This is a genomic window from Arthrobacter agilis, from assembly GCF_002953615.1.
Classification (GTDB): domain Bacteria; phylum Actinomycetota; class Actinomycetes; order Actinomycetales; family Micrococcaceae; genus Arthrobacter_D; species Arthrobacter_D agilis_B.
In genome coordinates this window covers 1,826,099-1,837,815 of record NZ_CP024915.1, presented here as the reverse complement: position 1 = coordinate 1,837,815, position 11,717 = coordinate 1,826,099, and the positions used below count along the sequence as shown (strand labels likewise).

General features: G+C 70.2%; 8 protein-coding genes and 1 pseudogene. 7 read left to right on the top strand and 2 right to left on the bottom strand.

The window, feature by feature from the left end; all coding sequences use genetic code 11:
• Nucleotides 1–327, top strand: a pseudogene (locus tag CVO76_RS08780) (short-chain dehydrogenase); the annotation flags it as partial.
• A 31-nt stretch (nt 328–358) separates the two neighbouring features.
• On the opposite strand, the gene CVO76_RS08775 reads toward CVO76_RS08780, so the two are convergent.
• Both CVO76_RS08775 and coaA read right to left on the bottom strand, forming a co-directional pair.
• A complete protein-coding gene (locus CVO76_RS08775; protein ID WP_208739004.1) occupies nt 359–1,177 on the bottom strand; it encodes a M15 family metallopeptidase in 819 nt (272 codons plus the stop codon).
• Nucleotides 1,178–1,179: 2 nt separating this feature from the next.
• Nucleotides 1,180–2,079, bottom strand: a complete 900-nt coding sequence (gene coaA / locus CVO76_RS08770; protein ID WP_244186316.1) for a type I pantothenate kinase — start codon at nt 2,077–2,079, stop codon at nt 1,180–1,182.
• A gap of 139 nt (nt 2,080–2,218) precedes the next feature.
• Between coaA and glmS the strand changes: the two genes are divergently transcribed.
• The 6 genes from glmS to CVO76_RS08740 form a co-directional block, all read left to right on the top strand.
• Nucleotides 2,219–4,159 (top strand): glutamine--fructose-6-phosphate transaminase (isomerizing), encoded by a 1,941-nt coding sequence (gene glmS, locus CVO76_RS08765; protein ID WP_133082446.1) that lies wholly within the window; start codon nt 2,219–2,221, stop codon nt 4,157–4,159.
• Nucleotides 4,160–4,213: 54 nt separating this feature from the next.
• The gene (locus tag CVO76_RS08760; RefSeq protein WP_133082447.1) at nt 4,214–4,585 is read left to right on the top strand and encodes a holo-ACP synthase; all 372 of its coding nucleotides are present in this window, start codon (nt 4,214–4,216) and stop codon (nt 4,583–4,585) included.
• 44 nt (nt 4,586–4,629) lie between these two features.
• Entirely contained in the window at nt 4,630–6,183 is a 1,554-nt protein-coding gene (locus CVO76_RS08755) for a bifunctional ADP-dependent NAD(P)H-hydrate dehydratase/NAD(P)H-hydrate epimerase (RefSeq protein ID WP_208739003.1), read from the top strand.
• A 137-nt stretch (nt 6,184–6,320) separates the two neighbouring features.
• Nucleotides 6,321–8,507: a glycogen debranching protein GlgX gene (gene glgX, locus CVO76_RS08750; protein WP_133082449.1), complete on the top strand. Its 2,187-nt coding sequence runs from the start codon at nt 6,321–6,323 to the stop codon at nt 8,505–8,507.
• A 47-nt stretch (nt 8,508–8,554) separates the two neighbouring features.
• Nucleotides 8,555–10,870 carry a malto-oligosyltrehalose synthase gene (gene treY, locus CVO76_RS08745; RefSeq protein ID WP_208739002.1) on the top strand — a complete coding sequence of 772 codons (2,316 nt, stop codon included), beginning with the start codon at nt 8,555–8,557 and terminating at the stop codon, nt 10,868–10,870.
• Nucleotides 10,867–11,717, top strand: an 851-nt coding sequence (locus tag CVO76_RS08740) for an alpha-amylase family glycosyl hydrolase (protein WP_244185835.1), incomplete at its 3' end; no start/stop codon positions are given. The genes treY and CVO76_RS08740, both read left to right, overlap by 4 nt.

Sequence of the window (11,717 nt, the reverse complement as noted above, 5' to 3'; positions counted from 1 at the left end):
TCGTACGGGGACAGCAAGCTCTTCCTCACGACGTTCGTCGCCGCGCTGGCCCGGCTGCGGCCCGACCTGGTCGCCCACGCGGTCGACCCGGGATGGGTCCCCACCCGCATGGGCGGCCCCGATGCGCCGGACGATCTCGAGCTCGGCCACCGGACGCAGGTGTGGCTCGCGACGAGCGACCACCCCGACGCACTCACGAGCGGCGGCTACTGGTTCCACCGGCAGCAGCGGCGGCCGCACGAGGCTGTCCACGACAGGGCCTTCCAGGACCGTCTGATGGCGGCGCTGGCAGCGGAGACCGGCGTGCGGCTACCGGCCATGCCCTGAGCGGGATGCCGTCCTGCCGACCGGAGGGACGTCAGTAGGACGGCGCCGCCGGCAGCCCGTAGTGCTCCTCGAGGGTCTGCGTCCCGGCGGCCTTCATCGCCAGGGCCACGTCCCTGCCGACGTAGCGGAAGTGCCAGGACTCCGCCGAGAAGCCGGTGATCTCGTGGAACCCCAGCGGATAGCGGAGGATCAGCCCGAAGTCCGCGGCATGCTCCGCAGCCCACTGCGCGGCCGGCGTGTCGCGGAAGCACAGCACGAGCGTGCACGCCCCGTCCGCCTGGCCGATGTCGAACGCGAGACCCGTCTGGTGCTCCGAATAACCGGGGCGGGCCGACACCGTGTCCGCCGCTGCAGGATCACCGTACTCACCCACCCAGTACGTGTACGTCGAGTCCTGGTCGGCGAACGAGCGGTAGCCGCTGACCAGGACCAGCCCGACGCCCTCGGCCGCGGCTGCCGCGAACATCCCCTCCACCGCCGTGGCCGTGTCGGGACGCAGGAGCGCCCTGTCGGTGGCGGTCGCCACCTCGGGCAGGCGCAGGTCGGCGGGGACGTAGTCCAGCGGCACCAGGGGACGCCGCTTGTTCACCACCAGGTCGACGGCGCCGGGATCGGCGTGCCGGGCAGCAGCCGCCGGGGTCGGGCCCGGCGCCGCATCCGATGCAGCGGGCGCTGGCTCACGCTGGGCCGGGGCCGGTAGGTCGCCGGGGGAGGGGATCTCGGCGGCAGCGTCCGGTGGCGGTGCCGCCGTGATCGACCTGGGGGTCGCCGCCGCCGGCTCCGGAGCGGGGGCCGAGCATGCGGAGAGTGCCAGCAGGAGCACCATCGCCGCGCCCGGCACGAGGCGCACGGTCAGGTCTTCCGCAGGAGCATGCGGCGGATCGAGTGGTCGGCGTCCTTCGTGAGGACGAGTTGCGCCCGTCCGCGTGTCGGCAGCACGTTGGCCAGCAGGTTGGGCTCGTTGATCCGCTCCCAGATGCCCTTGGCGGTCTGCCGTGCCTCCTCGTCCGTCAGGTTCGCGTACCGGTGGAAGTAGGACTCGGGGTCGGCGAACGCCCCGGACCGCAGCGACTGGAAGCGGTCGATGTACCACTGCTCGATATGGGCGGTCTTCGCATCCACGTAGATCGAGAAGTCGAAGAAGTCGCTGAGCGCCAGGCCCGTGATGCCGTCGGGTCGCGGCCGTGCCGGGGCGAGGACGTTGAGGCCCTCCACGATCAGGACGTCCGGCCGCCGCACCACCACTTCCCGGCCCGGGACGATGTCGTAGGTGAGGTGGGAGTACCAGGGTGCGGTCACCTCGGCCGCGCCGCTCTTGACCTCGCTGACGAAGCGGAGCAGCCGGCGGCGGTCGTAGGACTCGGGGAAGCCCTTGCGCTGCATCAGGCCGCGCCGTTCGAGTTCGGCGTTGGGGTAGAGAAAACCGTCCGTGGTGATGAGCTCCACGTCGGGGGTGTCCGGCCAGCGCCGCAGGAGCTCGCGGAGCACCCTCGCCGTCGTCGACTTGCCCACCGCCACGGAACCGGCGACGCCGATCACGAACGGGGTCCTGGTGGTCGTCTCGCCGAGGAACGTGTTCGTGGCCGCGTGCAGTTGACCCGCCGCGGCGATGTAGAGGTTGAGCAGGCGGGAGAGCGGGAGGTAGACCTCGCGCACCTCGTCGAGGTTCAGTGCGTCCCCGAGTCCGCGCAGGCGCTGCACGTCCTCCATGTTGAGCGGACTCTCGATCTCATGGGACAGACGTGACCACATGGGCCGGTCCAGCTCGACGAACGGTGTGAAGGATTCGGCACTGGTGGCCTGCTGCGTACCCGTGCTTCTGTCACTCACCCGACGATTCTGCCCGGTGGCCTGCGCATTAACCAATCCTGCCACCGGTACGATTGGAGGCATGTGTGGAATTGTGGGGTATGTAGGCCGGGACCACGGCCAGGGATCGTCGGCGCTTGACTCAGTCGCCCCGGCGTTCGGGCAGGAATCATCCGAAGCGCAGCACGGCGCGCTCGACGTCGTCATGGAGGGGCTGCGGCGGCTCGAGTACCGCGGGTACGACTCCGCGGGCGTCGCCGTGATCACCCCGGCCGGCATCGAGTCGCGCAAGAAGGCCGGCAAGCTCACCAACCTCATCGACGAACTGGCCGCCGACCCGCTGCCGCGCTCGCTGACCGGCATCGGCCACACGCGGTGGGCGACCCACGGCGGACCCACCGACCAGAACGCGCACCCGCACCTGGCCGACGGCGGCCGGCTGGCCCTGATCCACAACGGCATCATCGAGAACTACGCCGAGCTGAAGGCGGAACTGACCGGTGAGGGCCTCACCTTCCTCTCCGACACGGACACCGAGGTCGCGGCAGGGCTCGTGGGCCTCCTGTACCGCAGGCTCGTCGACAGCGGCGCCCAGGGCGACCTCCTCACCCTGGCCCTGCAGCAGGCCTGCCAGCGCCTCGAGGGTGCCTTCACCCTGCTCGCTATCCACCAGGACCAGCCCGGCACCGTCGTCGCCGGCCGCCGCAACTCCCCGCTCGTCGTCGGACTGGGCGACGGCGAGAACTTCCTAGGCTCCGACGTCTCGGGCTTCATCGACTTCACGCGCCGCGCCGTCGAGCTCGGCCAGGACCAGATCGTCACCATCACGCCCGACGACGTCGCGATCACCGACTTCTTCGGCGCGCCCGCCGAGGGCACCGAGTTCCACGTCAGCTGGGACGCCGCGGCGGCGGAGAAGGGCGGCTTCGAGTCCTTCATGGAGAAGGAGATCCACGACCAGCCCGACGCCGTCGGACAGACGCTCCTCGGCCGGTCGGACGTCTCCGGCAACCTCGTGCTCGACGAGCTGCGCATCGACGAGTCCATCCTGCGCTCCGTCGACAAGATCGTGGTGCTGGCGTGCGGTACCTCGGCCTATGCCGGTCAGGTCGCCAAGTACGCGATCGAGCACTGGTGCCGGATCCCGACCGAGGTCGAGCTCTCCCACGAATTCCGCTATCGCGACCCGATCGTGAACGAGAAGACCCTCGTGGTCGCCATCTCGCAGTCCGGCGAGACCATGGACACCCTCATGGCCGTGCGATACGCCCGGGAGCAGGGCGCCAAGGTCGTGGCGATCTGCAACACCAACGGCTCCACGATCCCGCGCGAATCGGACGCCGTGCTGTACACGCACGCCGGCCCGGAGATCGCCGTCGCCTCCACCAAGGCGTTCCTCGCCCAGATCACCGCGGCGTACCTGCTCGGCCTCTACCTCGCACAGCTGCGCGGCAACAAGTACCGCGACGAGATCGCCGACGTCCTCGCGGACCTCTCGACCATCCCCGCCAAGATCCAGTCCATCCTCGACGATGCCGACAAGATCAAGCAGCTCGGCGCGGACATGTCCAACGCGAAGTCCGTGCTGTTCCTGGGCCGCCACGTGGGCTTCCCCGTGGCCATGGAGGGCGCGCTCAAGCTCAAGGAGCTCGCGTACATCCACGCCGAGGGGTTCGCCGCCGGCGAGCTCAAGCACGGACCGATCGCGCTCATCGAGGAGGGCCAGCCCGTCGTCGTGGTCATGCCGTCGTCGACCGCCCGCGACTCGCTGCATGCCAAGGTGGTCTCCAACGTCCAGGAGATCCGAGCGCGCGGTGCCGTGACGATCGTCATCGCGGAGGAGGGCGACACCTCCGTGGAGGCCTACTCGGAGCACGTCTTCTACGTGCCGGCGTCGCCGACGCTCCTCGCACCGCTGCTCACCACGGTCCCGCTGCAGATCTTCGCGCTCGCCCTCGCCAGCGCCAAGGGCTACGACGTCGACCAGCCGCGCAACCTGGCGAAGTCGGTCACGGTTGAGTAGTGCCGTCCCGGTGCCGCCGCGGACTCCCGTGGCGGCACCTGTCGGGCGTGCGGCGTGATCGTCGGCATCGGGGTCGACGTCGTCGACATCGAACGCTTCCGTCAGCAGCTCGAGCGGACCCCCGCCCTGGTGGAGCGGCTCTTCGTCCCGGCCGAGCGCGGGCTCAACACCCGTTCACTCGCTGCGCGCTTCGCCGCCAAGGAGGCCATCGCCAAGGCCCTCGGTGCACCCGTGGGCATGAACTGGCAGCACTGCACCATCGCGGTCGATGACGCCGGTGCCCCCTCCGTCGTCGTCGAGGCGACGGTCGCGGCCGCGGCACGTGCCCGGGGCGTCGAGACATGGCACCTGTCGATCAGCCACGACGGCGGCCTCGCGACGGCCATGGTGGTGGCGGAGGGCCGCGCCACCTCGGCCGGCGAATAGTAACCGTACTGATTATCTGTCGGCTTACCGCTAAGCTCGATCATATGCTCAACGCCTTTTCCGGGGGTGACGTCCGCGCTGCGGAGGCACCCCTCATCGACGCCGGCCAGGGGGACACCCTCATGCAGCGGGCTGCCCACGGCCTGTTCGGCGTGGTGCTGGGGCTGCTGCGCGACGCCGGCCGCGGCACCTACGGAGCCACCGCCGTCGTGCTCGCCGGCAGCGGCAACAACGGAGCGGACGCCCTGTACGCGGGGGAGCGGCTCCTGCGCCGGGGGGTCGGTGCGACGGCGGTCCTCACCTCCGAGCGCGTGCACGCCGACGCCCTCGACGCCTTCGTCCGGGCCGGCGGTACCACCGTCCGCCTCGACGGCGCCGACGTCTCCGACCTCGCAGCGCACGCCGCAGCGGCCGACGTCGTCATCGACGGCATCCTCGGCACCGGTGCGAGCGGAGGGCTCCGGGGCACGGCCGCGGACCTCGTCCGGGCGATCGACGCGGCGGCCGGGCCCCGCGCGGCCCGCTCCGCGCTCGTCGTCGCCTGCGACCTGCCCAGCGGGATCGGGGTCGACACGGGACTCGTCCAGGGTCCGGTCCTCGCCGCCGACGCGACCGTCACCTTCGGGGCCGCGAAGCCCGGGCTCCTCATCGGCGACGGTGCCGTGGCGGCCGGTCAACTGCACGTCGTCGACATCGGCCTCGACCTCGCCCCGTTCCCGCCTGCGGCACGCACCCTGCTCGATGCCGACGCCGCCGCGCTGCTCCGCGTCCCGGGTGCCCGGGACCACAAGTACTCGCGCGGCGTCCTCGGTGTCGCCGCCGGGTCCATCCGCTACCCGGGGGCAGCAGCACTCGCGGTCGGCGCGGCCCTCGCCACCGGCGTCGGCATGGTGCGCTACCTCGGACCGCCCGCCGTCGCGGCGCTGATCCACCAGCGGAACCCCGAGGCGGTGGCCTCCACCGGCCCCGTCGCGGAGGCCCGCTCCCAGGCCTGGCTGGTGGGTCCCGGAGCCGTCGACGACGACGACCAGCGCACACGCGCCCGCGACGCCATCACCTCGGGACTGCCGGTCGTCGTCGACGCCGGTGCGCTCACCGAGGTACCGGAGCGCGTGGGACCCCAGGTCATCCTGACGCCCCACGCGGGAGAGCTGCGCGAGGTGCTCGCCGCGCGCGGCGTCGAGGCGGAACGATCCGCGATCGAGGCCGAACCCGCACACTTCGCGCTGAGGGCCGCCGAGGCCACGGGCGCCACCGTCCTGCTCAAGGGGTTCACGACGATCGTCGCGGCCCCCTCCGGCGCGCTGTTCGTGCAGGCGGACGCCACCCCCTGGCTCGCCACGGCGGGTTCCGGGGACACGCTCTCCGGGATCGTCGGGGCACTCGCCGCGACGCTCGCGGAGGACGACGGCGCGGCGGAACGCATCGGCGTGGACCCGGTGGACCTGTGGGCCGCCGTCGCCGCAGCCGGCGCGCTGATCCACGGCCGCGCCGGCCGTCGGGCGGCACGCCGTGGGCCGGTGGTGGTCTCGGATCTTCCCGGCGACATCGGAGCGGTCGTCGCGGACCTCCTCGAGGAGCGTCGCCTAGCGATGTGAGCGACACGGTTAACCAGTACGACAGACGAATGCGCTATGCATGAAGCAGGAGATCGGGGTCCGAGGACCCCGACGACCGCGAGTATCGCCGTGGCCGCCCCCGAGGCGCCCACGGCAGAAGACATCAAGGAGAACTCATGGAACTATGGCCCGGCGACGCGTATCCCCTCGGCGCGACCTATGACGGCACGGGAACGAACTTCGCGCTGTACAGCGAGGTGGCGGACCTGGTGGTCCTCTGTCTCTTCGACGACGACGGCACGGAAACCCGTATCGAGCTCAAGGAGGTGGACGGCTACGTCTGGCACGGCTACCTCCCCCAGGTGACTCCCGGACAGAAGTACGGCTACCGGGTGCACGGCCCCAACAACCCGGCCGAGGGTCACCGCTGCAACCCGAACAAACTCCTCCTGGACCCCTACGCCAAGGCGATCGCCGGCGACCTCGACTGGGACCAGGCCCTGTTCGGCTACAACTTCGGTGACGAGCACTCCGTCAACGACGAGGACTCCGCGGCGCACATGATGCTCGGCGTCGTCGTGAACCCGTTCTTCAACTGGGACGGCGACCGCATGCCGCGCACGCCGTACCACCAGTCCGTCATCTACGAGGCCCACGTCAAGGGACTCACGCAGCTGCACCCGGATGTCCCGGAGGAGCAGCGCGGCACCTACGCGGGCATCGCGCACCCCTCCGTGATCGCACACCTGCAGAAGCTCGGGGTCACGGCGATCGAGCTGATGCCCGTGCACCAGTTCGTCAACGACAGCACGCTGCAGGAGAAGGGCCTGTCGAACTACTGGGGCTACAACACCATCGGCTTCTTCGCCCCGCACAACAAGTACACCTCCACCGGTGACCAGGGCGAGCAGGTCCAGGAGTTCAAGGCCATGGTGCGCGAACTCCACCTCGCCGGTATCGAGGTCATCCTCGACGTGGTCTACAACCACACGGCCGAGGGCAACCACATGGGTCCCACGATCTCGATGCGCGGCATCGACAACGCGTCCTACTACCGCCTGGTCGAGGACGACAAGCAGTACTACATGGACACCACCGGCACGGGCAACTCGCTCAATGTCGGCAACCCGCACTCCCTGCAGCTGCTCATGGACTCGCTGCGCTACTGGGTCACGGAGATGCACGTCGACGGCTTCCGCTTCGACCTCGCCTCGGCCCTCGCCCGTGAGTTCTACGAGGTGGACCGCCTCTCGGCCTTCTTCGAACTCGTGCAGCAGGATCCGATCGTCTCGCAGGTCAAGCTCATCGCCGAGCCCTGGGACGTCGGTCCCGGCGGCTACCAGGTGGGCAACTTCCCGCCGCAGTGGACGGAGTGGAACGGCAAGTACCGCGACACGGTCCGCGACTTCTGGCGCGGAGAGCCCTCGAGCATCGGCGAGTTCGCCTCGCGCCTCACCGGTTCGGCGGATCTCTACGAGCACTCGATGCGCCGCCCCGTCGCGTCCATCAACTTCGTCACGGCCCATGACGGCTTCACGCTGCGCGACCTCGTGTCCTACAACGAGAAGCACAACGAGGCCAACGGCGAGGACAACAACGACGGCGAGTCGCACAACCGTTCCTGGAACGGCGGCGTCGAGGGACCGACGGACGATCCCGAGGTGCTCGCCATCCGCGTGCGGCAGCAGCGCAACTTCATCGCGACCCTCCTGCTCTCGCAGGGCGTCCCGATGCTGCTCCACGGCGACGAACTGGGCCGGACGCAGGAGGGCAACAACAACACCTACTGCCAGGACTCCGAACTGAGCTGGGTGCACTGGGACAAGATGGACCAGCCGTTGCTCGAATTCACCGCGGCCGTCAACCGCCTGCGGTCCGAGCACCCCACGTTCCGCCGTCGCCGGTTCTTCGACGGGCGCCCCGTGCGCCGCGGCGAGGGCGAGGCGCTGCCGGACATCGTGTGGCTCGACACGTCCGGCGAGCTGATGGCGCCCGAGGACTGGAACAGCGGCTTCGGCCGCTCGATCGGGGTCTTCCTCAACGGCCAGGGCATCCAGGGCCGTGACGCGCGCGGACAGCGGATCGTCGACGCCAACTTCCTGCTGTACTTCAACGCCCATGACGAGGCCGTGGACTTCACGATCCCCTCCGACGAGTACGGGACCTCCTGGGACGAAGTGATCGACACCGCCGGCAAGTACGCGGACAGCGAGGCCATCCCGGCCGGCGCCACGATCTCGATCGAGGCGAAGTCCATGGTGGTCCTGCGGGCGCACACGGAGGTCGAGGACGCTGACCATTCCGTCGCGGCGTCCCTGGCGATCCTCGCCAACGAGGTCACCGCCAAGACCGGCACCCCCTAGCACCACCCCGACAGGTACACCCACCCCCGTCCCAGGAGGACTTCCACGTGTTGACACCGAAATCGACCTACCGGCTGCAGATCCGGAGCGGGTTCGACCTGCATCGGGCCGCGGCCCTGGTGCCGTACCTGCACGACCTCGGGGTGGACTGGGTGTACCTGTCGCCGATCCTCACGGCGGAGAAGGGATCGGGCCACGGCTACGACGTGACCGATCCCACCGCCGTCGACCCCGACCGGGGTGGTCCCGGCGGCCTCGCGGCACTCAGCGAGGCCGCCCGGGCCGCGGGGATGGGCGTGCTCGTCGACATCGTCCCCAACCACATGGGCATCGAGACGCCCGCCGACAACGCCTGGTGGTGGCAGCTGCTGAAGGAGGGACCCTCCTCCCGCATGGCGGAGGCGTTCGACGTCGACTGGGACGCCAACCACGGACGGATCCGGGTACCGGTGCTCGGCGACGGCGACGGCGAGCTGGACCAGCTCACCGTCGTCGACGGCGAACTGCACTACTACGACAACCGGTACCCGATCGCCGAAGGGACAGCGCATCCGGGTGACACCGGAGCCGAGGTCCACGAGCGCCAGCACTACGAGCTCGTGAACTGGCGCCGCGCCGACAGCGAGCTGAACTACCGGCGCTTCTTCGGCGTGAACACGCTCGCGGGCCTGCGCGTCGAGGTGCCGTGGGTGTTCGAGGAGAGCCACAGCGAGGTGAAGCGGTGGTTCGACGAGGGCCTCGTGGACGGCCTGCGCATCGACCACCCGGACGGACTCGCGGATCCCAAGGGCTACCTGGACGATCTCCGTACCCTGACCGGCGGCGCGTACGTGCTCGTGGAGAAGATCCTCGAGCCCGGGGAGAAGATGCCGGAGGACTGGGCCACGGAGGGAACCACCGGCTACGACGCCCTCGCCGACATCGACCGGCTCTTCACGGACCCGGCGGGCGAGCACGCCCTCACGGCGTCCGTGCCCGTGGATCCGTTCCACGAGATGATCCACGGCACCAAGCGCGGCATCGCCGACGGCATCCTCCGCTCCGAGGTGCTGCGGCTCACGCGGCTCGTCCCGGCGGACGCGGGCCTCGATCCGGAGGCCGCGGCGGACGCGATCGCCGAACTGCTGACCTGCTTCCCGGTCTACCGCAGCTACCTCCCGGGTGGCTCGGAGTACCTCGCCGAGGCGGTGCGGGACGCGCAGGTGCGCCGGCCGGACCTCGCGGACACCATCACCGCGCTCCACCCGCTGCTCGATCCGTTCCTCGACGGCGGTCCAGGGAAGCTGACGGAACTGGCCCGCCGCTTCCAGCAGACCTCCGGCATGGTCATGGCGAAGGGCGTCGAGGACACCGCGTTCTACCGGTACTCGCGGCTCGTCTCCCTCAACGAGGTCGGCGCGGATCCGGCCATCTTCTCGCTCGACCCGCTGGAACTCCACCGACGGCTGCTCGAACGGGAGACGGACAGCCCGCTGGCCATGACCACCCTCAGCACGCACGACACCAAGCGCAGCGAGGACACCCGCTCCCGGATCTCCGTCCTGTCCGAGCTGCCCGAGGTCTGGACCGACGTGCTGTCGGGGCTCGAGGACCTCGCGCCCATCGGCGACCCGACGTTCGCGCCGCTGCTCTGGCAGTCCCTGATCGGGGCATGGCCGCTGAGCCGCGAGCGCGCCCACGCCTACGCCGAGAAGGCCTCGCGCGAGGCCGACCTGAGTACGCACTGGACGGCGCCGAACGAGGAGTTCGAGCGCGGCATGCATGCCGCCGTCGACGCGGCGTTCGACGACGCCTCGGTCAACGCCGTCATCGAGGGCCTCGTCGCGCGGATCCAGCAGGCGGGCTGGTCGAACTCGATCGGCCTGAAGCTGCTCCAACTGACCATGCCGGGGGTGCCCGACGTCTACCAGGGCACGGAGTTCTGGGACACCTCGCTCGTGGATCCCGACAACCGCCGGGAGGTGGACTACGACGCGCGCCGTCAGGTGCTCACCGACCTCGCCTTCGGCGCCCTGCCCCAGGTCGGTGCCGACGCCGCAGCGAAGCTGCTCGTGGTGACCCGCGCCCTGAAGCTCCGCCGGGACCGTTCCGAGCTGTTCACCGGCTACACCGCCATCCCGTCCTCCGGTGAGGCCGCGGACCACGTCTTCGGCTTCGACCGCGGGGGTGCCGTCACCCTGATCACGCGACTGCCCTACGGACTCGAGCAGCGCGGCGGGTGGGGGGACACCACGCTGGACCTCCCGTCCGGCACCTACACGTGCGCGCTCACCGGCGCCACCGTTGCGGGCGGCACCGTCCGCGCGGCCGATCTCTTCACCACCTTCCCCGCAGCGCTACTGGTCCAGGAGGACGCATCATGAGATCACCGTTCGACGTCTGGGCGCCCCGCGCCGAGTCCCTCACGCTCGTGGCCGACGGCACCGAGTACCCGATGACCCGTGGCGAGGGCGACTGGTGGCATCCGTCGGACGCCCCGCCGTCGTCGTCCGACGTCTCCTACGGGTACCTCGTCGACGGCTCCGACACCCCCGTCCCCGACCCGCGCTCGCGCCGCCAGCCCGAGGGCGTCCACCAGCTCTCCCGCACCTTCGACCCGGGCGCCCACGACTGGCAGGACGAGTCGTGGCAGTCGCCGGGCCTCAACGGCGGCGTCATCTACGAGATGCACCTCGGCACCTTCACCCCCGAAGGGACGCTCGACGCGGCGATCGGCAAGCTGGACCACCTCGTGGACCTCGGCGTGCAGTACGTGGAGCTCCTGCCCGTCAACGCCTTCAACGGGACCCACAACTGGGGCTACGACGGGGTCCTCTGGTACGCGGTCCAGGAGACCTACGGCGGTCCGGCCGCCTACCAGCGCTTCGTGGACGCCGCGCACCGGAAGGGCCTCGGCGTCATCCAGGACGTCGTCCACAACCACCTCGGCCCGAGCGGGAACTACCTCGGGCTCTTCGGCCCCTACCTCACGGAGGGCCTCTCCAACACGTGGGGCGACGCACTGAACCTCGACGGACCGCAGTCGGACGAGGTCCGCGAGTACGTGGTCGAGAACCTGCTCATGTGGTTCCGGGACTACCATGTGGACGGCCTCCGCCTCGACGCCGTGCACGCCCTGCACGACGAGCGCGCCGTGCACATCCTCGAGGAGTTCAGCACGCGCACCGACGAGTGCGCGGCGGAACTCGGCAAGCCGCTGTTCCTCATCGC

Coding starts and splice junctions, on each gene's coding strand:
- coaA (WP_244186316.1), bottom strand. CDS start 2,079: ATGTGGTCACGTCTGTCCCATGAGATCGAGAGTCCGCTCAACATGGAG.
- CVO76_RS08755 (WP_208739003.1), top strand. CDS start 4,630: ATGCTCAACGCCTTTTCCGGGGGTGACGTCCGCGCTGCGGAGGCACCC.
- glmS (WP_133082446.1), top strand. CDS start 2,219: ATGTGTGGAATTGTGGGGTATGTAGGCCGGGACCACGGCCAGGGATCG.
- glgX (WP_133082449.1), top strand. CDS start 6,321: ATGGAACTATGGCCCGGCGACGCGTATCCCCTCGGCGCGACCTATGAC.